Below are 25,741 nucleotides of genomic sequence, written 5' to 3'. Positions count from 1 at the left end.
TCCGGGCGGCCTTTTCGTTTGCCCGGGAAACCGGGCGGGAAGGAGAGGATGTGGGAATCCTCGACAAAAACAAGTCTAAACACGGACTCCTGCACCGGCGCGTGGGCATGACGCTGACCGCGCTCGTCGCCGCGGTCTCCATGGCGTTCGCCCCGGCGGCGATGGCCGACATGCAGGGCATCGACGTGTCCAACTGGCAGTGCGGCATCGACATCGCCAACACGCAGGCCGACTTCGTTGTCGTCGGCACCACATGGGGCACGGGACAGGTGTACAACAACTGTCTCGTGTCCGGCGTCAACACGGACGCCAACCGCATGATCGCCCAAGCGCAGGAATCCGGCAAGAAATTCGGCCTCTACCATTACGCGATGGGAGGCAACCCAGAGGCCGAAGCCCAATTCTTCTACCGGAACACGTCGAACTATTGGCGTCACGGCATCGTGGCGCTCGACTGGGAGATGGACGACAACCCCGCATGGGGCAACTGGGATTGGGTACGCCGATTCATGAATGAGTGCGAACGGTTGTCGGGTGGTGTGCGCCCATTGCTGTACACCGGCCCGGTCGCCGGCACCATCCCGCAGGACATCCGCGACCGGTACGGTTTGTGGATCGCCCAGTACGCCAACATGAGCCCGACCGGCTATCAGGCCAACCCGTGGATGATCGGCGCATACGGCGAGGCCATGCGCCAATACAGCGGCACCGGTGTCGTCAACACGTGGAGTCCCATCGACCTCAACATCTTCCGTGGCGACGCATGGCAGTGGGACCTGTACGCCAACCCCGCCGGCGGCTCCACGCCCCCGGCCACACCGGCCGCGCCCGCACAGCCGAACACTCCCCCGGCCGACACCAACACGGGTGGCATCAGCCACGTCATGCAGTGGAGCGAGACCATCTGGGGACTCGCCGTAGCCTACAACGCATGGCCCCTGTCCGCATGGCACACGCCAAGCGGTGACATCAACCGCTACTACGTGGGCGATGTCGTCACCTACGGCGGCGGCTCTACTGCCGCCCCCGCATCGTCCACCGGGGTCTCCAAGGTCCTCCAGTGGGGCGACACCGTGTGGGAGTTCGCCACCTCCCACGGCTACAGCGTCTCCCAGTGTTCGGTCCCCAGCGGCAACATCAACGTCTACTACGTGGGCGACACGGTGACCTGCCGCTAACCCAAACCGATGCCGCCACCCGATTATGCGGGTGACGGCATCACCATCATTTTTACGATCGGAGCAAACATGACCGACAATCCAACCGATACACCGGCATCCACCGACATCGTGCCCGACTGGCTCATCCCCAGCCGCGTCTACGACATCCTCAAATGGCTGGGCCTCATCGTCCTGCCCGCACTCGCCCTGTTCGTGGGCACGGTCGGCCCCGCATGGGGCTGGCCCCACGTGGACGCGATAGTGACCACGCTCAACGCGCTCGGCATCCTCGCCGGCGCGCTCATCGGCGTCAGCGCCATCAAACAGCGCCTCGACCGCGCCGCATAACCACACATAGTTCGGCCCCGTCCGGCATCGCAGACAGCTCGCACAGAGCTTGACTGCTGCCGGACGGGGCCGATTTCGCGTTGTGGCAGAGGGCTTCGCGGGCTCGATTTCTGCCCACATTTTGCCCACATTTTCCGTAAAAACAGGTTAAAAACCGTTAAAACTGGTTAAAACGAAAAAAGCCGCTCAGCCCTACTTCCGCAAGGCAAAGCGGCCATTTTCCAACCCGTTCTCAGCTCAGTGCGTCTTTTAACTTGCTGAAGAAGCCTTTCTTTTGGCCAGCCTGTGGACGGGATGCCTGGGAGACGTGCGTGGCGCCTGAATCGTGCGAGGCGGCGAACTGTTCGATGAGGCCGCGCTCGGTTTCGTTGAGCTTGGTGGGAATCAGCACATTGACGTGGGCGATGAGGTTGCCACGCTCGTCCTTGTTGCGGATGTTCGTGACGCCCAGTCCCTTCAGCGTCACCGTATCCTCAGGCTGACAGCCGGCCGGGATGGACACGGTCTTCTCACCGTCAAACGTGTTAATGGACAGATCGTGGCCGAGCACGGCCCAGCTCATCGGCACCTGAATCCAGCAGTGCAGGTCGTCGCCATCGCGAGTGAACTGCTTATCCGCTTTGATGCGAATGTCGATGTACAGGTCGCCGGCAGCGCCGCCGCCCTCACCCACTTCGCCCTGATTGGCCAAGCGTAGACGCGCGTTGTCGTTGATGCCGGCGGGCACGGTGACGCCCACGGTACGTGTGGTGCGCACACGGCCGTGGCCCATGCAGCTGGGGCACGGGTTCTGGATGATGGTACCGTGGCCCTCGCAACGTTCGCAGGGGGCGGAGGTCATCATCTGGCCGAGCATGGTGCGCACGACCTTCTGCATGAATCCCTGGCCGTGGCAGTCGGGGCAGGTGACCGGCTGCGCGCCGCCCTGGGCACCGGAGCCACCGCACTCCTGACACAGGGAGAACGTATTGATCTTGACATGCGCGGTGCCGCCGAACACGGCGGTCTTCAGGTCGATGGACGCGGAGGCCAGGGCGTCGCGGCCGGGCTGGGTACGCGGCACCGGGCCCTGTGAGCCACCACCGAACGCGGAACCGAAGAACGTGGAGAACACGTCGCTCATATCGCCGAAGCCCGCCCCGGAGAAGCCGCCGGCACCGGCGTTCGGATCGTTCGGGTCGACGCCCGAATCATACATGCGGCGCTTGTCCGGATTGGACAGCACATCGTAGGCGTTGTTCACTTCCTTGAACTTGTCCTCGAATTCAGGGCCCGCGATGTCGGGGTGGTACTTACGGCTGAGCTTGCGGTATGCCTTCTTGATCTCGTCGTCACTGGCGCCGCGTTCCACACCCAGCGTCTCGTAATAATCTGCCACTTGATTGATCCTTTGTGTTCGTTTGGTCTGCGGGTCATTGTGCCACAGACGGCGGTCAGTCTTGGGTCCGGCCTTCGGAGAGGAAGGCGGTCAAATATCTGGCTACGGCCCTGACGGCGGCCATAGTGGCCGCATAGTCCATGTGGGTCGGCCCTATGGAGCCAACGAAGGCGATGGGTTCCATGTCGTTCGTCTGGCTCTCCGTCTCGGATTCGGTTTCGGGTTCGCCTACGGGATCGTTCCCCGCCGGTTCGCCCGCCTCACCGCTGCGCCCATAGCCACTGCTGACCACGGAAGCATGCAGCAGGCCGGGGGTGTGCATTTCGGAGCCGATGGCCACGCCCACGCCGGATGCATTCGTCTCCTCGCTCAGGTTGCTCATGAGCTTCATCAGCACGACCTGTTCTTCCAGCGCGTCGAAGAGCGGGGCCAGATCGGTCAGGGACCGGGAGTGGGCCAGGTGCGAGGTGCCGGACATGTACAGTTCGTTCGCACGTTCGTCCAATGCCATCGATTCGAAGGCGTCGGCCAGCGCGTCGGCCACGCCGCGCACCGACTCGTAGCCGGCGCTGGCGGCGATGGATCGCACGGTCTCCGCGGATTTCGATAGGGACAGTCCGACACATTGTTCGTTGACGGTGTTGGAGAGCCGGTTGATCTCGTCCACGGCGGGCATGGATGCGATGGTCAGGCCGTGCTGGGCCACGCGGCCGGTGTCGGTAATCACCACCGCGAGCAACGTGGTCATGGCAACGGGTACCATCTCCACATGCCGCAATGTGGCCTTGGCCAGCGATGGCGAGGTGACTACGGCCACTTGACCGGTGATTTCGGACAAGAGTCGTGCCGAACGCTGCAGCGCGTCCTTGAGGCTCACCGATCCGGACAGGAAGCTGTTGATGCCGCGGCGTTGCGCCTCGCTGAGCGGCACCACGGTAGCAAGTCGGTCCACAAAGTATCGATAGCCCTTTTCGGTGGGCACACGACCGGCCGAAGTGTGCGGCTGAATCAGATAGCCTTCGTCCTCCAGAGCGGCCATGTCGTTACGGATGGTGGCCGAACTGACGCCGAGATCATGGTCGCGCGTCAGCGAAGTGGAGCCCACGGGCTCCTGAGAACGGATGTAATCCTCCACCACGGCGCGCAGCACCAGCATGCGTCTTGATTGCGTCATGCGCGCCTCCTCATATATATACACATATTCATATCAGTCACGGTTCACTCAGGGCGTACCCCGACGGTCGGTTCGCCACGCCGCGACACGCGGGAACCCAGAAATATTGCCTCTTTCTTGGCTCCGCCACGTGCAGGTGGCGCACTTCATCCTAGAACATTGTATTAGCACTCCTTAGGCTTGAGTGCTAATGCGTTCGTTTGCAGCGTAGCAATGTTCACTGTGAACGTTAACAGAACACAAACTACCAGAACACGCCAAAATTGCACCACAACGTCGCAAACCGACGGTAGCATGGTAATCGCAATGTGAGGGCGTCAAGCGCCCGGCACAAGCCGGATACGCGGCCCGACCAATTGGAAGGAAAGTAATCCATGACCGAATTCAAGGAGACCGAGCTCGACGAGCGCGCCATCAAGATGGCGAAGGTCCTTTCGGCTGACGCGGTTGAGAAGGCGGGCTCCGGCCACCCCGGCTCCCCCGTCTCCCTGGCGCCCGTCGCCTACACGCTGTACCAGCACTTCATCAAGCACGATCCGAATGATCCCAACTGGGAAGGCCGCGATCGCTTCATCCTTTCCGGTGGCCACGCCTCCCTCACCCAGTACGTCCAGCTGTACTTCTCCGGTTACGGCGTGACCCTGGACGACCTCAAGAGCTTCCGTGGCAGCGCGGCCACCCGCACCCCGGGCCACCCGGAGTACGGCCTGACCCCGGGCATCGAAATGACCACCGGTCCTCTGGGTCAGGGTCTCGCCTCCGCCATCGGCTTCGCCTACGGCGAGCGTTTCCAGCGCGGTCTGCTTGACCCGGAGACCCCGAAGGAAGATTCCCCGTTCTACCACAAGATCTGGGCCATCTGCGGCGAAGGCGACATCGAGGAGGGCATCTCCGGCGAGGCCGCTTCCCTGGCCGCCAACCAGAAGCTCGGCAACCTGACCGTGATCTTCGACGCCAACCGCATCCAAATCGAAGGCGACACCAACCTGGTGCTGGCCGAGGACGTGCTCAAGCGCTTCCAGGCATACGGCTGGTACACCGACGAGTTCAGCTTCATCCAGCCCGACGGCTCCTACAAGGAGGACATCGAAGGCCTGGCCGACGTCATCGCCAAGGCCGAGAAGGCCGCTCCGGACCAGCCGAAGCTCATCAAGGTCCACTCCCTGATCGCCTGGCCGACCCCGGGCAAGACCAACGACCCGTCCTCCCACGGCTCCAAGCTGGGCGCCGAGGCCGTCGCCGGCCTCAAGAAGCTCCTCGGCTACGATCCGGAGGAGTCCTTCCACGTCGACGAAGAAGCCCTGGCCCACGCCCGCAAGGTCGCCGATCGCGGCCTGGAAGCCCACAAGGCCTGGGACGAGAAGTTCGACGCCTGGCGCAAGGCCAACCCGGACAAGGCCGCCCTGTACGACCGCCTGAAGGCCGGCGAGCTGCCGGAAGGCTTCGATAAGGCCCTGGACGACCTTGAGGCCACCTTCGAAGTCGGCAAGAACGTCGCCACCCGCGGCGCCTCCGGCTCCGTGCTCAACGCCATCGCCGCCGTCATGCCGGAACTCTGGGGCGGCTCCGCCGACCTCGGCGGCTCCAACAAGACCGACCTCAAGGGCGCCGCCACCTTCGCCCCGGCCGAGTGCGCCACCGTTCAGTGGCCGAATTGCAACGAGTTCGGCCGCCAGCTTCACTTCGGCGTGCGTGAGTTCGCCATGGGCTGCATCACCAACGGCATCCTGCTCGGTTCGCACACCCGTCCGTTCGGCGGTACCTTCTTCATGTTCTCCGACTACGAGCGTTCCGCCGTCCGTCTGGCCGCCCTCATGCAGATCCCGAACCTGTACATCTGGTCCCACGACTCCGTCGCCGTCGGCGAGGACGGCCCGACCCATCAGCCGGTCGAGCACCTGGCCTCCTTCCGCGCGATTCCTCAGCTTGAGGTCATCCGCCCGGCCGACGCCTTCGAGACCGCCGAGGCCTACCGCTACTTCTTCGAGAAGAAGAACACGCTGCCCGGCGCCATGATCCTGACCCGTCAGGGCGTCCCGGTGCTCGCCGAGACCGCCGCCAAGGCCAAGGAAGGCGTTCGCAAGGGCGCCTACGTGCTCGTGGACACCGAGGGCACCCCGGACGTCATCCTCATGGCTTCCGGCTCCGAGGTCCAGTGGGCCGTGGCCGCCGCCAAGACCCTGGCCGGCGAGGGCGTCAAGGCTCGCGTCGTGTCCGTGCCGTCCCTCGAATGGTTCGAGGAGCAGGACGCCGAGTACAAGGAGGCCGTGCTGCCGGCCGCCGTCAAGGCCCGCGTCTCCGTCGAGGCCGGCGTCGCCATGCCGTGGTACAAGTACCTCGGCTCCTACGGCAAGCCCGTCTCCATCGAGCAGTTCGGCCTGCAGGGCGATGGCGCTCAGAACATGATCGACCTTGGCATCACCGCCGAGCACGTCGTGGAAGCCGCCAAGGCCTCCATCGCCGAAGCCGAAGCCGCCAAGTGATCATGCGTCTCCCGCTGGCGAGTTGAGTCGTCAGTCTCCACAGCGGGAGACGATCGTATGACGGATGGGCCAAGACCGCCGGCGTGGCCGGTCATCGAAGGTCCGGGTCCGTCCGCCGTGCCGCAGACCCTGCAGATCGCAGGGGTATGCCCTACAGATTTGTTCCAATAGGGAATATAAGGAGAATAAACATGACTGAAGCAACTCAGCGTACGTCCGACAACGGCGTTTCCATCTGGCTGGACGACCTGTCCCGCTCCCGCATCGAGTCCGGCTCCCTGCAGGACCTCATCGCCAACAAGAACGTGGTCGGCGTCACCACCAACCCGTCCATCTTCCAGAAGGCCCTGAGCCAGGTCGGCCCGTACGACGCTCAGCTCAAGGAGCTCGGCAAGGTTGACGTTGAGACCGCTGTCCGCGAGCTCACCACCACCGATGTGCGCAACGCCACCGACATCTTCCGCGAGATCGCTGAGGCTACCGACTTCGTCGACGGCCGTGTCTCCATCGAGGTCGATCCCCGTCTGGCCCACGACACCGAGAACACCGCCAAGCAGGCTGTGGAACTCTGGGAGAAGGTCAACCGTCCGAACGCCATGATCAAGATCCCGGCGACCCTCGAGGGCCTGCCGGCGATCACCGCCACCCTGGCCAAGGGCATCTCCGTGAACGTCACCCTGATCTTCTCGCTCGAGCGTTACGAGCAGGTCATCGACGCCTTCATCGAGGGCATCGCCCAGGCTGACGCCAACGGCCACGACCTGAAGCACATCGGCTCCGTCGCCTCCTTCTTCGTCTCCCGCGTGGACAGCGCCGTCGACAAGCTGCTGGAAGCCAACGGCTCCGACGAAGCCAAGGCCCTCGAGGGCAAGGCCGCCGTGGCCAACGCCCGTCTGGCCTACGAGCTCTTCGAGAAGAAGTTCGCCGAGGATCCGCGTTGGGCCGCCTTGGCCGCCAAGGGCGCCAAGGTCCAGCGTCCGCTGTGGGCCTCCACCGGCACCAAGAACGCCGCCTACTCCGACTGCAAGTACGTTGACGAGCTGGTCGCCAAGCACATCGTCAACACCATGCCGGAGAAGACCCTGAACGCTCTTGCCGACCACGGCAACGGCGCTCCGTCCATCGAGGGCACCTTCGAGGAGTCCCACGCCGTCATCAACAAGCTGGCTGAGCTGGGCATCAACCTCAAGGACGTCACCGACAAGCTGGAGGCCGACGGTGTCGCCGCCTTCATCAAGTCTTGGGATTCCGTGCTGGCCGACGTCCAGTCCGGCATCGACCGCGTGAACGCCTGAGCCGCGACGCCGGCGCGTGATTGACGTGCCGGATTGACGGTTCGATAAGCCCCGACCCCAACCGGTCGGGGCTTATGCGTATCCTCTGCGAGGGTGCCCCGGAAGGGAGACCCGTCATGCGCAGACCCGGGGACAATCCGATGCCATAGTGCTACGGCCACACGGGAGAAAGGTGTTTTCCGCAATGAACAAGCTTGTCGCGCACCAACGGTTGGTGATGACATTTACCTTCTTTTCGATGTTCTTCGGGGCGGGCAACCTGATCTTCCCTCCATTCGTTGGCGCGCAGGCCGGATCGGCGACCATGCCGGCAGCCGTCGGCTTCATCGTCTCCGCGGTCGGATTGCCGATTCTCGGCGTCCTCGCGGTCACCTTCGCAGGGGGATTCGATGGGCTCGCCCGACGGGTCTCCCCCGGATTCGCCCTGTTTCTTGGTGTGGCGATCATGCTTACCATCGGCCCCTGCTTTGCGATTCCGCGCACGGCCACCACGTCATTCGAGATGATGGTGTCGCCTTTCGTGCCGGCTTCCTACGGCTGGCTCGCGCAACTCATCTACTCGTGCGTGTTCTTCGCATTGGCCTTCCTGCTCGCCCAGCATCCCGAGAAACTCTCCAAGGTGCTTGGACGTTTCATGGGACCGCTGCTGCTGGTGCTGATCGCCATCCTGTTCGTCGCATGCCTGGTACACGGCATCGGCACGCCGGCCAAACCGATGGGCGACTACTTCGCCAATCAGGTGACGCGAGGCTTCCTCGACGGCTACCAGACCATGGATCTGCTCGCCGCGCTGTACTTCGGCATCGTGATCTCCGCGAACATCCGCGCCCAGCACATCGATGACGAGATCCAAGTGCAGAAGGAGACCGCATACGCCGGTCTTGGCACCGGCGTTCTGCTCATCGTGATCTATGGAGCGCTGAGCTATGTGGGAGCGGTATCCGGCGCCATCAGCGCCATCGACCCGGCAAAGGACACGGGCGCGACCGTGCTCACCAACCTCACCTCGTCCCTGTTCGGCACCTTCGGCACCGCGTTCCTCGGTATCGTGTTCGTCATAGCCTGCCTCAACGTGTGCACCGGACTGATCTGCACCTGCGCCACCTATTTCCACGCCAGATTCCGCTCCATCGCGGGACGAACGCCGAGCTACCGCACGTGGCAGGTCATCTTCACCGTGTTCAGCTTCATCGTCTCCAACGCCGGACTGAGCGCGATCATCAAGGTCTCCGTGCCGGTACTGTCCGCATTGTATCCGATCGCCATCGTACTGGTGCTGCTCGCGCTCACCCATACCATGCTCGGCGCGCGGTTCCCGCGCGTCTATTTCTGGACCGTGCTGCTGGTGGCCGTCACCTCCTTCGCCACCTGTGTCTCCAGCTTGGCCGTCGTGTTCGGCGGCGACATCGCCTGGCTGGATGCCGCGCTGGCCGCACTGCCCTTGCAGCAGTACCAGCTCGGCTGGATCCTACCCGCCGTCATCGGCGTCATTGCCGGCATCGTCGACAAGCGGCGCGTCACGCCTGCCGGCCGCGACATCTAGACCAGATTCCGTCGGATCCTGCGGTAGGTGATGAGGAACAGCAGACCGGCCACCATGCCCGAGGTGGCGTCGGAGATGGGTTCGGCGATGAAGATGCCATCGACGCCGAGCCAATGCGGCAGTAGCAATGCGAGCGGTACAAGCAGGATGACCTTGCGGAAGACGGCCAGGAACACCGACTGTCCGGCCTGCCCCATGCCGACGAATGCGCATTGCGCGCCCAGCTGGATGCCGAAGACGCCCCAGCCGCATACGAAGATCGGCATCATGCGGGTCACGATGTCGATGACCGTCTGTTCCGTGGTGAACCATGATGCGAAGAATCCCGGGAATGCGGCAAGCACCGACACCAACGCCGTGGCGGAGGCGATCTGCGTGACGAAGGCCATGCGAATCGCCTGCCGGACGCGCCGCATATTGCGGGCGCCGAAATTGAACCCTATGATCGGCTGGATGCCCTGCTGAAAACCGCCGGTCAGTACGCCCACGACCTGTATCAGCGACGTGATGATGGTGATCGAGGTGACGTAATCATCACCGCCGTACCGCTGCAGACCGACATTGAACACCACATTGATCAGACATTCCGTAATCTGCATGATGAAGGGCGCCAGACCAAGCGTCAACACGGGAATGATGATTCGGTCGATTCGGATGTTCGCCGGGCGCAGACGAATGGCGCTGCGCCCCGAGGAAAGGAACAGCACGATCCATACCGTCGAAATCAGTTGTGCGATCACATTCGCGGCGGCCGCTCCCCTGACGCCCCATCCGAAAACGAAAATGAACACGGGATCGAGAACCATGGACGCACCGGTGCCGATGAGCACCGAGACCATGGCCACCGTGGTCTTGCCCTGCGCCGAGATGAAGCTGTTCAGCCCGAGCGTCAACTGCACGAAAACGGTGCCGATCAGGTAGATGGTGATGAAATCGGTCGCATAGGCGATGGTCGCGTCGCTAGCGCCGAAGGCATAGAGAATCGGCCGTTTCACCGACTGCAGCACCGCGGTGAGGGTCAGGGCTATGACGACGAGGAACGCCGTGCTGGTACCGAGGATACGCTCGGCCTTCTTGAAGTTGCCGCGACCGAGTTCAATGGAGGCGCGCGGCGCGCCGCCGGCGCCGATCAGCGAGGCGAAGGCGGTGACGGCCAACAGAATCGGGAAACAGATGCCGACTCCCGTCATCGCCGCATTGCCGACTTCGGGGATATGCCCTATGAACATCCGGTCGATGATCGTGTACGAGGCGTTCGCCGCCTGCGCCACGATGGCGGGGAACGACATGGTGAGGGCCAGACGGGGCACCGGCGTGACGCCCAGCCCTGAATCAAGTGCGTCTGTATGCGCCATGGGTCAGTTCTGCCGGTAGTAGCTGAAGAAGTCGGCGAGCTCCTCCATGGTTTCGTGCAGCATGCCTATGCGCGGCAGGTACACCACACGGAAGTGGTCGGGATGCCGCCAGTTGAACGCACCGCCATGGCTGATGAGGATGTGCTTTTCATGCAGCAGATCGAGCGCGAACTGCTCATCCGAGTGAATGTTGAACCGCTTGACGTCGATCTTCGGGAAGATGTAGAACGCGGCCTTGGGCTTAACGGCGCTGATGCCAGGGATGGCGTTGAGCATGTCGTAGACGAGATCGCGCTGGTCATACACGCGGCCGCCGGGAACGAGATAGTCCTTGACGCTCTGGTGTCCGCCGAGCGCGGTCTGCACCACGGACTGGGCGGGCACGTTCGAGCACATGCGCATGTTGGCGAGCATGTTGAGGCCTTCGATGTAATCCTTGGCGATGCGCTTGTTGCCGGACAAAATCATCCAGCCGATGCGGTAGCCGGCGATCATGTGCGATTTCGACAGGCCGGAGAAGGTCACGCAGAACAGGTCCGGGGCCATCGAGGCGATGGAGACGTGCTGCAGGCCGTCCATGACGAGACGGTCGTAGATCTCGTCGGAGAAGATGATGAGCCGGCGTTCGCGCGCGATGTCGACGATCTGCTGGAGCACTTCCTTTGGGTAAAGTGCGCCGGTGGGGTTGTTCGGGTTGATGATGACAATCGCCTTGGTGTTGCTGGTGATCTTGGAGCGGATGTCGTCGATGTCCGGATACCATTCGGACTGTTCGTCGCACAGGTAGTGCACGGCGGTGCCGCCGGCCAGGTTCACGCAGGCGGTCCACAGCGGGTAGTCCGGGGAGGGCACGAGCACTTCGTCGCCGGTGTCGAGCAGCGCGGACATGGACAGGTTGATGAGCTCGCTGACGCCGTTGCCGGTGTAGATGTCGTCGATGGTGACGTTCGGGATGTTCTTCAGCTGCGCGTACTGCATGATGGCCTTGCGCGCGGAGAACAGGCCCTTGGACGGCGAGTAGCCTTCGGTGTCGGTGAGCTGGTGGGCCATGTCGTAGACGACTTCGTCCGGCGTGCGGAAGCCGAAGGGTGCCGGATTGCCGATGTTCAATTTCAGGATGTGGGTGCCGTTGGCCTCCATGCGCATCGCCTCGTCGGCGACCGGGCCGCGCACGTCGTAGAGCACGTTGTCAAGCTTGTGCGATTTGCCGAAGGTACGCCGGCGCGCCGGCGCGGTCCCATCGTCCGTCCGCGGCCCGGCTCCCTCCGGTGCCGCGTCGCCATTGGAGGGAGCGGATGATTCCTCGCCGCGCAGCCAGTTCGCGTCGACGTCCAGTTCGCTGGCCAGGAATTCGAGCACGTCCTCGCGGGGCATGGTCTTGCCGGCCACGTATTGGCTGATGTGGCTCTTGCCCATCTTTACGCCACGATGTTCGGCGGCGTGCACCAAATCGACCTGCTTCAGTCCCCTGCTGTTCATCGCATTGCGCAGACGTTCCGCAAACACCGATACGCTCATATCCTTATGCCTCCAACCGGGAGTTCAATTTATCTTTTGAACAACGGTTCAAAGCATACTCCCGGTTCAACACAAGTTCAATTTTGGCGTGTTCTCAAGTCTCGACCGGTTCAGCCCAACTGCGCTTCAATCCATTGGGCGACGCCGTCCTCGTTGTTGGACGGGCAGATCTCGTCGGCGATGGACAACACCTTGGGGTTCGCGTTGGCCACGGCCACACCCCGGCCGGATTCGCTCATCATGTTGATATCGATGAGGTCGTCGCCGAAGGCGGCGGTCTGTTCGAGCGGCACATCCATCCGTTCGCATAGCAGACGCAGCGCGTGCTCCTTGTTGGCCTGCGGGTTCATGAGCATCCACATCACGCCTTCGCTGATGGAGATGTCGAAGTCCGGCGGAATCAGCGCACGCAGCTCGTTCCACTGTTCAGGCTCGGGGAAGATGGTGATCTTGTCCGCCACGCCTTCGGGCACGTCGTGGAAGTTCGTGTATTGGAAGGCCTGAGTTTTCCAATACACGCGCACATCGAAGTTGGTGTAGCGCACGTCGTTCATCACGATGCCGAGCTTCAGGCCGGGCATGCGATCGAGCAGGAACAGACAGACTTCGCAGGCACGCCGTGAGGAGAAGCCAATCTTGATCAAATGGTTCTCATCGGCCGGCGTGGCACCTGAGGTGAGCAGGTCGAAGTCGGAGTGGGCCGGGTCGAAATCGATGAGGGCGCCGTTCAGATAGATTACGGCGTCCACCGGCAGTTTTTCGGCGAACTGGAGGCCGGTACTCACCGGCCGCGCGGTGGCGATGGCGAATTTCAGTCCGGCATCGTGCGCGCGGTTGATGGTGTCGATGCTGCGCTGGGTGATGAACCGGTCCTCGAATACCTCGGCGTCGTGCAGCAACGTGCCGTCGAGGTCGGCGACCAGCAGTCGGGGTTGTTTCGGTGTGATGGCGTCGAGAATCACAGCAGCCCCTTGCAGTGGTCACGCACGAGTTCGGCGGAATGGTGCAGTTTGGCCCGCTCGTCCTCGCTCAGATCGAGTTCGACGATCTCGTTGGCACCATTGGCCCGCAGTTCAGTGGGGACGCCGAGAAACACGTCATGTTCGCCGTATTCGCCGTCCAGCAGGGTGGAGACGGGCACGATACGGCGTTCGTCCCACAGGATGGTCTGCACGATGCCGGCCACGGTGGAGGCGATGCCGAAGTTGGTGCCGCCCTTGGCCGCGACGATCTCATCGCCACGGGTGCGGGTCTTCTCTTCGATTTCGGTGGTGGACACGGAGGCGAAACGGTCTTGGTTGTCGGCCAGGAAGCGGGCGAATGGCTTGCCGCCGAGCGAGACGGTGGACCATGCGGTGAACTGGGAGTCGCCGTGCTCGCCCATCACGAAGCCACCCACGTTGCGCGGGTCAAGGCCGGTCTCTTCGCCGATGATGGTCTTGAGACGCGAGGTGTCGAGCGCAGTGCCGGTACCGAGCACCTGGGTGCGAGGCAGACCGGAACGTTTCCAGGCATACCAAGCCATCACGTCGACCGGGTTGGAGACCATGACGATCACGCCGTCAAAGCCGGAGGCCATGACGTTGTCGACCACTTCGCCCACAAGACCCACGGTGAAGCCGAGTTCGGCCATGCGGTTGGAGTTGGCCGGCGGCTTGCGGCCCACGGTGATGACGACGATGTCCGCGTCCTTGCAGTCGGCGTAGTCGCCGGCGCGCACCTTGACGTGGCGGTCCTGGAATTCGCTGCCATCATCGAGGTCGCGGGCCTCCCCCAGGGCCTTGGCGGCGGAACGGTCGATGAGCACAAGCTCATTGCACAGGCCGTGCGTGACGATGCCGAAGGCGGCGGTGGCACCGACCTGGCCGGTGCCGACGATAACGACTTTGTTGCGGTTCATAGTGACCATGGTGATGTCCTTTCGTAATACTCGATAGAACGCATACGACCCATGACCGACGGTAACGGTCATGGGTCGCGAGCGACAAGTCTATATGGCGTGCAAGCCGATCAGCCGAGGTTGAACTTGGTCATCATGTCGAGGCCGATGATCAAGGCCACCCACACCAGAGCGATGATAACGGTCCAACGGTTCAGGTTCTTTTCGGCGACACCGGAAGTACCGGCGTTCTGGGTCAGACCGCCGCCGAACATGTCGGACAAACCGCCGCCCTTGCCCTTGTGCATAAGGATGAGCAGGGTCAGCACGAAGCTGAGCAGCACGACGATGACTTGCAGCGTGATCTTAAGAGCGGTCACAGGGTACCTCCGGATTGATTGGACTGTTGACCAGCATAGCGCACACACGGGAAAACCGTGGTATTAGTTCCGTGATTTCATGGATTTAAGTGCCAATCGAGCGATTTTGGCGAGTTCCTCAACGTCCAAGGCCGCCCCTCCGATCAGGAAGCCGTCAACGTCGGGCTGGGAAATGAGTTCCGCCGCATTTTTCGAGGTGACCGATCCGCCGTACAGGATATGTACGCTATCGGATACCTTCGTGCCAAAGGTGGTCTTCAAATCGTTGCGGATGGCGTTTGCGGCATCCTGGGCGGATTGCGGAGTGGCCACCATGCCGGTGCCAATGGCCCAGACAGGTTCGTAGGCCACGATGAGTTCGGCGGCTTGTTCTTCGTTGAGATCGCGGGTGACGTCTCGTACCTGGCCCACGGCGAAATCGAGTTCAATGCCTTGACGTCGTTCCTCGAAGCTTTCGCCGACGCACAAAATCGGCTGCATGCCGGCGGCGAACACGGCACGTACCTGATCGACGATATTGGCGTCATCTTCAGGATGGTATTTGCGGCGTTCGGAGTGGCCGACGATGACGTATGAGCAGCCGAGATGGGCGATCATGTCCGCGGACACATCGCCGGTGAAGGCACCTTGGGTGGTCACGGAAACGGATTGTGCGCCGTAGGCGACATGGAGCTTGTCGGCTTCGACCAGCACCTGTACGCTGCGCAATGACGTGAACGAGGGGAAAAGCGCGACTTCGCAGCGTTTGAAGTCGAAGTGAGCGTCACGCAACAGCCATACCAGCTTCTGCACGAAGTAAGTGGCTTCAAGATGGTCGAAATTCATCTTCCAGTTGCCGGCCACCAACGGAATGCGTTTGGACGCCATATGTTTCCCTTCTAGAAAATACGTAGCTCCCCTCAAGGAGGGGAGCTAGAAAATGGATTACTCAAGCACCTTCAGGCCAGGGAGCTCCTTGCCTTCGAGGAACTCGAGGGAAGCGCCACCACCGGTGGAGATGTGGGAGAAGCCGTCCTCCGGGAAGCCGAGGTTGCGCACGGCGGAGGCGGAGTCGCCGCCACCGACGATGGTGAACGCACCGGCTGCGGTGGCGTCGACCAGACCCTGGGCCACGGCCTTGGTGCCGGCGGCGAACTCAGGAACCTCGAACACGCCCATCGGGCCGTTCCACACGACGGTCTTGGAGTCGACGATCTTGTCGTGGAAGAGCTTCTGGGACTCCGGGCCGATGTCCAGACCCATCTTGTCGGCCGGGATGGCGTCGGCGGCAACGACTTCAGGAGCAACCGGGGTGTCACCGGCCGGGAAGCCGGCGTTCACGACGACGTCGGTCGGCAGCACGAGCTCAACGCCGTTCTTCTCGGCGGTCTCGATGTAGCCCTTGACCTTCTCAAGCTGGTCCTCTTCAAGCAGGGAGGTGCCGACCTCGTAGCCCTTGGCCTTGAGGAAGGTGAACACCATGCCGCCGCCGATGACCAGACGGTTGGCCTTGTCGAGCAGGTTCTCGATGACGCCGAGCTTGTCGGAGACCTTGGAACCGCCGAGCACCACGGTGAACGGACGCTCCGGGTTCTCGGTGGCCTTGGACAGGGCCTTGACTTCCTTCTCGACCAGCAGGCCTGCGGCGGCCGGCAGATCGGCGGCAACGTCGTAGTTGGAGCCCTGGGCGCGGTGGACCACGCCGAAGCCATCGGAAACGAAGGCCTCGCCGAGGGCGGCGATCTTCTTGGCGTAAGCGGCGCGTTCGTCGGCGTCCTTGGAGGTCTCCTCCGGGTTGAAACGAACGTTCTCAAGCAGCACAACGTCGCCATCGTTCATGGCGGCGACCTTGGCCTGAGCGTCCTCGCCGTAGGTGTCCTTGGCCAGCGGCACGTTGGTGCCGAGCAGCTCGCCGAGGCGGGCGGCAACCGGGGCCAGGCTCAGCTCAGGAACGACCTTGCCCTTCGGGCGGCCAAGGTGGGCCATGAGGATGACCTTGGCGCCTTCTTCGCGCAGGGTCTTGATGGTCGGCAGAGCAGCCTTGATTCGACCGTCATCGGTGATGGTGGTGCCGTCCAGCGGAACATTAAAATCAGCGCGAACCAGAACGCGCTTGCCCTTGAGATCTCCAAGGTCCTTGAGTGTCTTCATGAATATCCTTTCCTTGACGAATCGCACGTCAAAGTGGCCAATTTTGCCACTTTGCATATTACAGGCATTCCGGAACAAAACACCGCATTCGTCTACTGACTGAATGCGGTGTTTTGTTCTGTCGTTGTCGCGTTCTGCCGAATAGGCACGACAAATCGGATTGTCGGGTTACTTGCCTTCGGCTGCTCGAGCCTTCTCCGTCTTCTCGGCAAGCTGAAGCAGTCGGCGAATTCGTCCGGCAATCGCATCCTTGGTGATCTGCGGTTCGGCGATCTTGCCGAGCTCCTCGAGGCTCTTGTCCACGTGATCGATGCGCAGCTGGCCGGCCTGACGGAGGTTGTCCGGAATGTTATCGCCGAGCACTTCGAAAGCATGTTGCACTTTTTCGCTGGCTTCGGCGGCGGCCTTGGCGGAACGGCGCATATTGGCGTCATCGAAGTTGGCCAGACGATTGGCCTTGCCGCGGGCCTCTCCATCGGAGCGCTTGCCGGTCCATTCGCGGGCCGAACGGGTGGCGCCCATGAGCTTGAGCATGCGTTCGATGGCGTCGGGATCCTTGAGGGTCACGCGCTCGGAGCTGCGCAGCGTGCGATGCTTGGCCTGGATGCCGAGACGACGGGCCACGCCACACAGGGCCATGGCGGCCTCTTCCGTAGGGCAAGCGATTTCCAGGAAGCTGGCTTTACCGGGATCGGATAGGAAGCCACGGGCCATGAAGGCGCCGCGCCATGCCGCTTTGATTTGGGCGATGGATCCGTTGACCACTTCAGACGGCAGTCCACGGACCTGCTGCTTGCGGCGGTCGACCAGTCCGGTCTGCAAAGCCAAGGCCACTACGTTGCGGGTGACGAGCACCACGTAGGTCTCGACAGGGCCGTTCGGGGTCTGACGGGTGAGGTGGTTGATCTCGGCTTCGTGCCCGAACGTGTTCCTCAACGTGTTCTTCAGCCATTCTGCAACGTCAAGCGAGGTGAATACGGCTTGGATAACGTATGTATTCTGTACCGGTCGAAGACCGCCGCCAAAACGGATCATGGCCGCAGCTTGGGCCTTGATCGCGGCTGGCGAATCGCCTTCAAAGGCCGCCAACTCGCTTTTGACATCGTCCAGAAGAGCCAAGATCTACCTCCTACAGTCCCGTTCTTCTCAATGCTTCAGGCGCTTCGTGCCGTTATTTGCTGTCACACGGTCGGAAGCCATCGGCTTTCTGTGATACCTAATCTGGTGGACAAGCGAACCCGTTTGATACGTATTATGGGCTTTGCTTTCTCGCAGTGTGGTCACCGAACGCTTGCCCGATGACCGCTCGACGCCTGCTTACGATGAGTGACGCTTGTGCTGTTCTCTCGCGGAAACGGTTACGTTGAGCCCATGTGCGCGTAAGCGGCGAGCCAGCTCCTCGCTCATCGCCACCGACCGGTGCTGGCCACCGGTGCAGCCGACGGCGATGGTTACGTAGTGCTTGTCTTCCTGGGCGTATCCTTCCAACGCAATCTCGATAGCTTTCTCATAAGCGTCGAGAAATTCCTTGGCACCCTTGCTGGAAAGCACGTAGTCGGCGACCGGCTTGTCGTGCCCGGTAAGCTCGCGCAGGTTGGGCACCCAGAACGGGTTGGGCAGAAAACGCACGTCGGCCACGAAATCGGCGTCGATGGGCATGCCGTATTTGAAGCCGAAGCTGAAGATGTGTACCGCCACGGTGGTGGGGCCTGAACCGAGCATCGTCTCGTAGAGTTTGGTGGACAGCTGGTGGATGCTCAGGGAGCTGGTGTCGATGACCCAGTCGGCTCGCTCCTTGAGGTCTTCCAGCAGGTGACGTTCCTCAAGGATGCCGTCGATCAGTCGGTTGCCGTGCTGCAGCGGGTGCGGGCGGCGCACGGATTCATAGCGCTTGATGAGCACTTCGTTGCTGGCGTCGAGGAACAGAATATGGGTTTTGACGCCGAGATCATCCAGATGGCCGAGCACGGCGGCCAGCTCGTCGAAATAGCTGGAGCGCACGTCGATGACGGCGGCAAGCTTGTGGACGCCCGACCCCGATCCGGAACCGGAGGTGGTCATCATGTCGACAAGCGGGATAAGCAGTTTGGGAGGCAGGTTGTCGACCACATACCATCCCATGTCTTCCACGCAGTCAGCGGCATGAGAGCGGCCTGCGCCGGACATACCGGTGATGAGCAGCACTTCGAAGGCATCAAGCGGGGTCGGCTGGTTGTCCGGAGTCGATGTGGATGTCGCGGAATTCGCCGGCGCATTCGTGGCGGCCGCCTCGCCGGTATCGCGGATTGTTGTCTGTTGACTCATTACAACGCCTCCTCAAGAGCTTTGCGCATCGCGATCTCCAGCTGGTCGTCTTCGGTGGTGGTGTCCTGCAGACGCTGGTCGGCATCGCTGGGCGGGTCGTCATCCCAGATACCGGTCATCAGCAATACCTGTACGAGAGCTTGGTACAGCAGCATTTCTTCACCGCCGATGGCGTGACCGCCATGAGCGCGCCAGGCTTCCATGAGCTTGGTGGGGCGTGGATCGTAGACCACGTCCAGCAGCAGTCCGGAGAATGGCTCGGTTCCGGCATTGGTGAGGGCATCCGCGACGTTGTCGGCCGCATGTCCGGGAATCGTGTTGATGACATAGGTGGCGTTGCGGGCTGCCTCGAGCAGGGCCTGATCGTCGCCTAATTCGATTTCGCTATACGGGTTATGCACGTTGACGAACTTCTCGGCCACTGGTTTAAGCCCGGTGTTTTTTCCGGGGTGGCGGGCGGCGACGATGATATGGCCGATTTCGGGCATCATGCAGCATGCGGCTAACGCCGAAGTGGCGGTGTTGCCATTGCCGATGATCAGCGCGGCGCCGCTTCTCGATGCGGTGTGGTGTTCGCCGAGTTCGCGATTGGCATGGTCGAAGGCGAGTTGGATGCCGATGACATCGGTGTTGTATAGCTTGATGTCTGGCTTGCCGTTCGGCCAAGCGGGATCATCGGTAGCCACGCTCCAGTCGAATACCGCGGTATTCGCCACCTTCAGTTCCTTGGCCCACAGATTTTCCGGAACACCGTACGGTTGGATGGCCTTTTTCAACGGCATGGTCAGGCTCAGGCCAGCCCACGTCGAGTCGAGGCCTTTGAGGAAAGCGTCGAGGTCATCCTCTCCCACTTCGTGCTTGTCGTACAGCCAATCGTCGAGTTTCAGCGAACGGTAGGCCGCGTTGTGGAGCACGGGTGACAATGAGTGCGCGACGGGTTTGCCGAGTACAGCGCAACGATGATTGGCCATATCCCCTCCTTGATGTCTGTTCCCATGCTAGCCGACACTTTGCTTCGAATATGTCAACCACAGGCCCCGCAACCGAAAATTCACTCTGGGCTGCTGGACCGGGCCGGCTCACTGCTCGTGCAGCGCGTTGTACAGCGCTTCGGCTTTGGCGTGGCCGATGCCTTTGACCTTCTCGAAGTCCTCGACACTGGCTTCGCGCATGGCTTTGACCGAGCCGAAGTGGTTGAGCAGCCGCTTCTGGTAGCTTTTGCCGATGCCTGGAATCTCGTCGAGCGCGCTGCGCAGGGCGCCTTTGCGCCGCTGTTGGCGGTGGTAGGTGATGGCGAAGCGGTGGGATTCGTCGCGTACACGCTGCAGCAGATACATGCCTTCGGACTGGCGTTTGAGGATGATCGGATAGTCGTCGTCCGGCACCCACACCTCTTCCAAGCGTTTGGCCAGTCCGCAGACGGCCACGTCGTTCACGCCACAGTCCTCGAGCGCCTTGGCGGCGGCCATGACCTGCGGCTTGCCGCCGTCGACCACCACCAGGTTCGGCTTGTAGGCAAAGTGATGCCGGTTTGTGTTCTGCTGGACGATGTCGGGCGAAGTTTCCCGTGTATCGTTCTGCACTCCGTCCGGCACCGCGTGCCCCTTGCCACTGATGTCGGAACCGTTCTCACCATTGTCGTTACCGTTCGCAGCGATTGTCTCCGCCGCCACGGCAGTGGTCATCTTGCCGGCGGCCGAGGCCGCGCGCTGTTCCGCGTCGATGCTTTCGCCGGAGTCGCCGGCGATGTTGCCGTGCTTGAAGCGGCGGGTGAGCGTCTCGTAAAGTGCGGACAGATCACCCACCGCGCCTTTGCCGTCCTTGCCTCGGATGGCGAAGCGTCGGTATTCGGATTTCTTGGCGATCGCGTCTTCGAACACCACCATGGAGGACACCTGGAAGGCACCGCCCACAGTGTTCGAAATGTCGTAGCATTCGATGCGCAGCGGGGCTTCCGCGAGTCCCAATGCCTTGGCCACATCGTTCATGGCCTGGGTGCGTGCGCCCATGTCGGAGATGCGGCTCATCTTGCTGCGCTGCAGTGCTTGGCTGGCGTTCTCATTGGCGCGGCCCATGAGCTGCTTCTTGTCGCCTCGCGAGGCCACACGGATGGTCACCGCTCCCCCGCGCAGATTGGTCAGCCAGCCTTCGAGTTCCTCACGGCGGGCCGGTTCGACGGGCACGATGATTTCGCGCGGTACCGGTGCGATGGGTGCCAGCAGGTCCGCGCGTCCGGTGGTCTCCTGACGGGTGTTGCGTTCTCGGGTGGCCTGGGCGCGTGCCACAGCGTCCGCGGCCGTGATGGTTTGCGTGGAGCCGATGGCCTCGCGATTGGTGGAGATGGTCGCGGCCGACTGGGGGTGATTGTCCCCGGCGGCGTCCGAATACACCTGCGCCAGAAGGTCGGCCATCAAGTCGGCGTCATCGATGTCCTCAACTCGTTCGACGCTCCAATTGCGTTCGCCGCGAATCGAGCCGGCGCGCACATAAAAGGCGTGCACTGAGGCTTCGAGCTCGTCGCTGGCGAAGCCGAACACGTCCGCGTCCACATCCTGGTCGAAGACGACGGCGTTCTGTTGCACCACGGTTTCCAGCATTTGGATCTGGTCGCGCAGTCGGGCGGCTTTCTCGAATTCGAGTTCGGCGCTGGCCTCTTTCATGTCGCGGGTCAACTGGGCGATGTAGGGCCGTCCGAGTCGTCCGGTCATCACGCCGACCAGCTGTTCGCACAGCCGCCGGTGTTCGTCCGCTTCGATACGGTTCACGCAGGGTGCGGAGCATTTGCCGATGGAGGCGAACAGGCATGGCCGTCCGGTCAGTTGCGCCTTGTGGAATACGCTGGTGGTGCAGGTGCGGACCGGGAACGTGCGCAACAGCCGGTCAAGGCTGTGCCGTAATTCCCATACTTTGGCATAGGGGCCGAAATACCGGGTATCCCGACGTTTGCGCGACCGAGTGACCCACACGCGCGGAATTCGCTCCCCCGTGCTGACCGCGAGATACGGATAGGTCTTGTCGTCGCGGAACTGCACGTTGAACCGTGGGTCGAATTCCTTGATCCACGTGTATTCCAACGTCAGTGATTCCAGTTCGGTGGCGACGACCGTCCACTCCAGACTGCGTGCGGTCAGCACCATGGTCTGCGTGCGCGGATGCAGCAGATACAGCGGCTGGAAATAATTGGTGAGCCTGTTGCGCAGGTTCTTCGCCTTGCCCACATAAATGACGCGCCCTTCCCCGTCGCGCCATTTGTACACACCGGGTTTGGTGGGAATATCCGAGGTCTTGGGTCGGAACAGGTCGCGAGAATCCCCCAGCAAAGGTGCCCCATTCGCATTCACCTTCGCCGTCGTTTCCCCGGCACCCACAGCTACGCTTTCCGGCATTAACGCCGCCGCAGTCTTCCGCCACTCATCCGGACTATGCCGCTCAATATCGTTCGTCATAATCCTCCTCGCTATTAAGCAAAACCAATCATCAGGGATTGGGTGGGTTGGGGTGTGTGTTGCTGGACCGTAAAGACTTGGCCTGAGCGGCCCGGAGCATGTCCAGCAACATACCACCCCCACCCACCCGAGGTCAGCTGCAATGGAAGGCTAAAGCATGGGCTTCAGGAACTTGCCGGTCCATGAGGATTCGCATTCGGCAACCTGTTCGGGCGTGCCCTGCGTGACGATGGTGCCGCCTCCGTCGCCGCCCTCCGGACCGAGATCGATCAGCCAGTCGGCCTCCTTGATCACATCCAGATTATGTTCGATGACGATGACCGTATTGCCCTTGTCCACCAGGGACTGCAGCACCTTGAGCAGCTTGTTCACGTCTTCGAAGTGCAGGCCGGTGGTCGGCTCGTCGAGGATGTACACGGTTTTGCCGTCGGATCGGCGCTGCAGCTCGGTGGCAAGCTTGACGCGCTGCGATTCGCCGCCGGACAGGGTGGGTGCGGGCTGGCCGAGTCGGATGTAGCCGAGGCCGACGTCCACGAGGGTCTTCAGGTATCGGGAGATGCCGGTGTACGCCTTGAAGAAGTCGGCGGCCTCCTCGATGGGCATGTTGAGGATGTCGGCCACGGTCTTGCCGTTGTACGTGACTTCGAGAGTCTCGCGGTTGTATCGTTTGCCGTGGCAGACCTCGCAGTCCACGTAGACGTCGGGCAGGAAGTTCATTTCGATCTTCAGCGTGCCATCACCGTGGCAGGCCTCACATCGGCCGCCTTTGACGTTGAAACTGAAGCGGCCGGGGCCGTAGCCGCGCACCTGGGCTTCGGGAGTCTTGGCGAACAGGGTGCGGATCTTGTCCCACACACCGGTGTAGGTGGCGGGGTTGGATCGCGGCGTGCGGCCGATCGGGTTCTGGTCGACGTGGATCACCTTGCGCACCTGGTCCACGCCTTCCACGCGCCTGTGGCGGCCGGGTACGATGCGTGCACCGTTGAGCTTGTCGGCGAGCACCGGGTAGAGGATCGTGTTGACCAGCGAGGATTTGCCGGAGCCGGAGACGCCGGTGACCACGGTGAGCACGCCGAGCGGGAAGCTCACGTCGATGTTCTTGAGGTTGTTCTCGCGGACACCCACGACTTTGAGCACCTGGGTCTTGTGGATCTTGCGGCGCTTGGCGGGCACGGCAATCTCTCGCCGGTGGGCGATGTAGTCGCCGGTGATGGAGCGCTTGGCTTCTATGAGGTGCTTGGCGGGGCCGGAGTAGATGACTTCGCCGCCGTGTTCGCCGGCTCCGGGGCCGATGTCGACCACCCAGTCGGCACGGCGTATCGTGTCCTCGTCGTGTTCGACGACAATCAGCGTGTTGCCGAGATCGCGCAGGTGGTGCAGGGTTTCGATGAGGCGTTCGTTGTCACGCTGGTGCAGGCCGATGGACGGCTCGTCGAGCACGTACATGACGCCGACCAGACCGGAGCCGATCTGCGTGGCGAGTCGGATGCGCTGCGCCTCGCCGCCGGACAGGGTGGCGGCCGCGCGCGAGAGGGTCAGGTAGTCGAGGCCGACGTCGTTCAGGAAGCCGAGTCGGGCCTTGATCTCCTTGAGCACTTCGCCGGCGATCAGCTGTGCCGAGCCTTCGAGTTTCAGGCCGTTGATCCAGGCGAGTTCGCGTACGACGGGCATGTCACACACGTCGAAGATGGATTTGCCGTCCACAGTGACAGCGAGCACTTCGGGCTTCAGACGGCGTCCGTGGCAGACCTGGCAGGGCACTTCGCGCATGTACGACTCGTAGTATTCGCGCATGGACTGCGAATCGGTTTCGTCGTGGCGGCGCATGAGCGTGCGGATCACGCCTTCGAAGCCGGTGGAGTATTCGCGCAGGCGTCCCCAGCGATTGCGGTAGGAGACGTTGACCTTGAAGTCGTGGCCGTAGAGGATGTCGTGCTTGACGTCGTCCGGCAGGTCCTTCCAGGGAGTCTTCATGGAGAAGCCCATTTCCTTGGCCAGACCTTCGAGGATGTGGCCGTAGTACTGGGCGGTCATCTTGGTGCCGCTCCACGGTTCGATGACGCCGTCGGCCAGTGACTTGTCCGGGTCGGAGATGATGAGGTCCGGGTCGATTTCCAGTTTGAAGCCGAGACCGGTGCAGGCGGGGCAGGCGCCGTAGGGGGCGTTGAAGGAGAAGGTGCGCGGCTCGACCTCGTCGAGTTCGAGCGTGTGCCCGTTCGGGCAGCTGCGGTGTTCGGAGAACGGCTGGCGGCGGGCCGGGCTGCCTTCCTCCTCGTCCACGAAGTCGATGACGATGCTGCCGTTGGCGAGCTTGAGGGCGGTTTCCACCGAATCAGTCAAACGTTGGCGGATACCGTCCTTGACCACGAGTCGGTCGACCACGACCTCGATGGTGTGCTTCTTCTGCTTGGTGAGTTTGATGTCGTCGGACAGCTGCGTCATCTCGCCGTCGATGAGCGCGCGGGCGTAGCCGTCGGAGCGCAGCAGCTCGATCATGTCCACGAACTCGCCCTTGCGGCCCTTGACCACGGGCGCGAGAATCTGGAATCGCGTGCGCTCCGGATAGCCGAGCAGTGTGTCGACGATCTGCTGCGGGGTCTGGGAGGCGACGGGCTCGCCGCATTCGGGGCAGTGCGGGATGCCGGTGCGGGCGAAGAGCAGTCGCAGGTAATCGTAGATTTCGGTGATGGTGCCGACGGTAGAACGCGGGTTGCGGTTGGTGGTCTTCTGGTCGATGGAGACGGCCGGGCTCAGGCCCTCGATGAAGTCAACGTCGGGCTTGTCCATCTGACCCAGGAACTGGCGGGCGTAGGCGGACAGGGATTCGACGTAGCGTCGCTGGCCTTCGGCGAACAGGGTGTCAAACGCGAGCGAGGATTTGCCGGAACCGGACAGGCCGGTGAACACGACCATACGGTTGCGTGGAATCGCCAGATCGACATTCTTGAGGTTGTGTTCGCGCGCACCCTGAATCGTGATCTTGAGATCGTTCGGGATGTGCGAGATATCAGCTACCAGCGAACCATCGTGTTCGATCAGCGGCGCCTTTTTGATCTCCCGGCTCAGGAAGGAGTCGCTGGTCATCACCTTTTCGACGATGACCTCACCATTCTTGCCCTTGCTGCTTTTCGCGCCCGTTGCGCTTGTTGCGCGCCTTGCGCCAGTCCGCGTTGCCGCCACAGCCACACCCTACCTTCCATCTCACCGTTCCCGCGCGCACGTTTATGCGCGCGCCAAATCTGTCCCAAGGATACCCGAACACACGACCAAATTCGAACGCTTGTTCGATGGCGTGTCAGGCCGGAAAACCGAACCATAGTATGCAAAATTCCGGACCATCAGTGGACC

General features: G+C 62.2%; 19 protein-coding genes. 5 read left to right on the top strand and 14 right to left on the bottom strand.

Going from position 1 to position 25,741, the window contains the following annotated elements; genetic code table 11:
* The first annotated feature begins 50 nt into the window (after positions 1-50).
* Positions 51-1,178 (top strand): GH25 family lysozyme, encoded by a 1,128-nt coding sequence (locus BLIJ_RS05560; protein WP_014484802.1) that lies wholly within the window; start codon positions 51-53, stop codon positions 1,176-1,178.
* Between the two features lie 69 nt (positions 1,179-1,247).
* Positions 1,248-1,508, top strand: coding sequence for a phage holin (locus tag BLIJ_RS05555; RefSeq protein ID WP_012577447.1), 261 nt, complete (start codon positions 1,248-1,250; stop codon positions 1,506-1,508).
* Positions 1,509-1,740: 232 nt separating this feature from the next.
* Here the strand turns inward: BLIJ_RS05555 and dnaJ are convergent, their stop codons facing one another.
* Positions 1,741-2,886 carry a molecular chaperone DnaJ gene (gene dnaJ / locus BLIJ_RS05550; RefSeq protein ID WP_012577446.1) on the bottom strand — a complete coding sequence of 382 codons (1,146 nt, stop codon included), beginning with the start codon at positions 2,884-2,886 and terminating at the stop codon, positions 1,741-1,743.
* A gap of 55 nt (positions 2,887-2,941) precedes the next feature.
* Entirely contained in the window at positions 2,942-4,060 is a 1,119-nt protein-coding gene (gene hrcA, locus BLIJ_RS05545; protein ID WP_012577445.1) for a heat-inducible transcriptional repressor HrcA, read from the bottom strand.
* Positions 4,061-4,434: 374 nt separating this feature from the next.
* Here hrcA and tkt point away from each other — a divergent pair, with 374 nt between their 5' ends.
* The 3 genes from tkt (at position 4,435) to brnQ (ending at position 9,381) form a co-directional block, all read left to right on the top strand.
* Positions 4,435-6,543, top strand: a complete 2,109-nt coding sequence (tkt, locus tag BLIJ_RS05540) for a transketolase (protein WP_012577444.1) — start codon at positions 4,435-4,437, stop codon at positions 6,541-6,543.
* A 191-nt stretch (positions 6,544-6,734) separates the two neighbouring features.
* Positions 6,735-7,838, top strand: coding sequence for a transaldolase (gene tal / locus BLIJ_RS05535; RefSeq protein WP_012577443.1), 1,104 nt, complete (start codon positions 6,735-6,737; stop codon positions 7,836-7,838).
* A gap of 184 nt (positions 7,839-8,022) precedes the next feature.
* Complete coding sequence (brnQ, locus tag BLIJ_RS05530; protein WP_012577442.1) at positions 8,023-9,381, top strand: branched-chain amino acid transport system II carrier protein; 1,359 nt, start codon at positions 8,023-8,025, stop codon at positions 9,379-9,381.
* On the opposite strand, the gene BLIJ_RS05525 is transcribed toward brnQ, so the two are convergent.
* The 12 genes from BLIJ_RS05525 to uvrA all read right to left on the bottom strand — a co-directional run bounded on the left by BLIJ_RS05525 (position 9,378) and on the right by uvrA (position 25,579).
* Complete coding sequence (locus BLIJ_RS05525; RefSeq protein WP_012577441.1) at positions 9,378-10,736, bottom strand: MATE family efflux transporter; 1,359 nt, start codon at positions 10,734-10,736, stop codon at positions 9,378-9,380. The genes brnQ and BLIJ_RS05525 overlap by 4 nt on opposite strands.
* Positions 10,737-10,739: 3 nt before the next feature.
* Positions 10,740-12,254, bottom strand: a complete 1,515-nt coding sequence (locus tag BLIJ_RS05520) for an aminotransferase class I/II-fold pyridoxal phosphate-dependent enzyme (protein ID WP_161786183.1) — start codon at positions 12,252-12,254, stop codon at positions 10,740-10,742.
* A gap of 110 nt (positions 12,255-12,364) precedes the next feature.
* Positions 12,365-13,216 (bottom strand): HAD family hydrolase, encoded by an 852-nt coding sequence (locus BLIJ_RS05515; RefSeq protein WP_012577439.1) that lies wholly within the window; start codon positions 13,214-13,216, stop codon positions 12,365-12,367.
* Complete coding sequence (locus BLIJ_RS05510) at positions 13,213-14,163, bottom strand: L-lactate dehydrogenase (protein WP_014484799.1); 951 nt, start codon at positions 14,161-14,163, stop codon at positions 13,213-13,215. Before BLIJ_RS05510 ends, BLIJ_RS05515 begins: the two co-directional genes overlap by 4 nt.
* Before the next feature lie 101 nt (positions 14,164-14,264).
* Complete coding sequence (gene secG / locus BLIJ_RS05505) at positions 14,265-14,513, bottom strand: preprotein translocase subunit SecG (protein ID WP_003829342.1); 249 nt, start codon at positions 14,511-14,513, stop codon at positions 14,265-14,267.
* A gap of 63 nt (positions 14,514-14,576) precedes the next feature.
* Positions 14,577-15,380 (bottom strand): triose-phosphate isomerase, encoded by an 804-nt coding sequence (tpiA, locus tag BLIJ_RS05500; protein WP_012577437.1) that lies wholly within the window; start codon positions 15,378-15,380, stop codon positions 14,577-14,579.
* A gap of 57 nt (positions 15,381-15,437) precedes the next feature.
* The gene (locus BLIJ_RS05495) at positions 15,438-16,643 is read right to left on the bottom strand and encodes a phosphoglycerate kinase (protein ID WP_012577436.1); all 1,206 of its coding nucleotides are present in this window, start codon (positions 16,641-16,643) and stop codon (positions 15,438-15,440) included.
* Positions 16,644-16,811: 168 nt separating this feature from the next.
* Positions 16,812-17,762 (bottom strand): DNA-binding protein WhiA, encoded by a 951-nt coding sequence (gene whiA / locus BLIJ_RS05490; protein WP_012577435.1) that lies wholly within the window; start codon positions 17,760-17,762, stop codon positions 16,812-16,814.
* Positions 17,763-17,960: 198 nt separating this feature from the next.
* On the bottom strand, positions 17,961-18,947 hold the full coding sequence (gene rapZ, locus BLIJ_RS05485) for an RNase adapter RapZ (protein WP_012577434.1): 987 nt from the start codon (positions 18,945-18,947) through the stop codon (positions 17,961-17,963).
* Positions 18,947-19,918 carry a shikimate dehydrogenase family protein gene (locus BLIJ_RS05480; RefSeq protein ID WP_012577433.1) on the bottom strand — a complete coding sequence of 324 codons (972 nt, stop codon included), beginning with the start codon at positions 19,916-19,918 and terminating at the stop codon, positions 18,947-18,949. The genes rapZ and BLIJ_RS05480 overlap by 1 nt, the downstream gene beginning before the upstream one ends.
* Positions 19,919-20,026: 108 nt before the next feature.
* Positions 20,027-22,393 (bottom strand): excinuclease ABC subunit UvrC, encoded by a 2,367-nt coding sequence (uvrC, locus tag BLIJ_RS05475; protein WP_012577432.1) that lies wholly within the window; start codon positions 22,391-22,393, stop codon positions 20,027-20,029.
* A 150-nt stretch (positions 22,394-22,543) separates the two neighbouring features.
* Positions 22,544-25,579: an excinuclease ABC subunit UvrA gene (uvrA, locus tag BLIJ_RS05470; protein WP_014484797.1), complete on the bottom strand. Its 3,036-nt coding sequence runs from the start codon at positions 25,577-25,579 to the stop codon at positions 22,544-22,546.
* Positions 25,580-25,741: the final 162 nt, after the last annotated feature.

This window comes from Bifidobacterium longum subsp. infantis ATCC 15697 = JCM 1222 = DSM 20088, assembly GCF_000269965.1.
In the GTDB taxonomy this organism is placed as follows: domain Bacteria; phylum Actinomycetota; class Actinomycetes; order Actinomycetales; family Bifidobacteriaceae; genus Bifidobacterium; species Bifidobacterium infantis.
The sequence above is the reverse complement of the archived record's forward strand: the minus strand, read 5'-3'. Positions and strand labels throughout refer to the sequence as shown.

Coding starts and splice junctions, on each gene's coding strand:
- tpiA (WP_012577437.1), bottom strand. CDS start 15,380: ATGGCGTCCAAACGCATTCCGTTGGTGGCCGGCAACTGGAAGATGAAT.
- tal (WP_012577443.1), top strand. CDS start 6,735: ATGACTGAAGCAACTCAGCGTACGTCCGACAACGGCGTTTCCATCTGG.
- brnQ (WP_012577442.1), top strand. CDS start 8,023: ATGAACAAGCTTGTCGCGCACCAACGGTTGGTGATGACATTTACCTTC.
- BLIJ_RS05480 (WP_012577433.1), bottom strand. CDS start 19,918: ATGGCCAATCATCGTTGCGCTGTACTCGGCAAACCCGTCGCGCACTCA.
- BLIJ_RS05525 (WP_012577441.1), bottom strand. CDS start 10,736: ATGGCGCATACAGACGCACTTGATTCAGGGCTGGGCGTCACGCCGGTG.
- uvrC (WP_012577432.1), bottom strand. CDS start 22,393: ATGACGAACGATATTGAGCGGCATAGTCCGGATGAGTGGCGGAAGACT.
- tkt (WP_012577444.1), top strand. CDS start 4,435: ATGACCGAATTCAAGGAGACCGAGCTCGACGAGCGCGCCATCAAGATG.
- BLIJ_RS05555 (WP_012577447.1), top strand. CDS start 1,248: ATGACCGACAATCCAACCGATACACCGGCATCCACCGACATCGTGCCC.
- BLIJ_RS05520 (WP_161786183.1), bottom strand. CDS start 12,254: ATGAGCGTATCGGTGTTTGCGGAACGTCTGCGCAATGCGATGAACAGC.
- BLIJ_RS05510 (WP_014484799.1), bottom strand. CDS start 14,163: ATGGTCACTATGAACCGCAACAAAGTCGTTATCGTCGGCACCGGCCAG.
- hrcA (WP_012577445.1), bottom strand. CDS start 4,060: ATGACGCAATCAAGACGCATGCTGGTGCTGCGCGCCGTGGTGGAGGAT.
- rapZ (WP_012577434.1), bottom strand. CDS start 18,947: ATGAGTCAACAGACAACAATCCGCGATACCGGCGAGGCGGCCGCCACG.
- BLIJ_RS05495 (WP_012577436.1), bottom strand. CDS start 16,643: ATGAAGACACTCAAGGACCTTGGAGATCTCAAGGGCAAGCGCGTTCTG.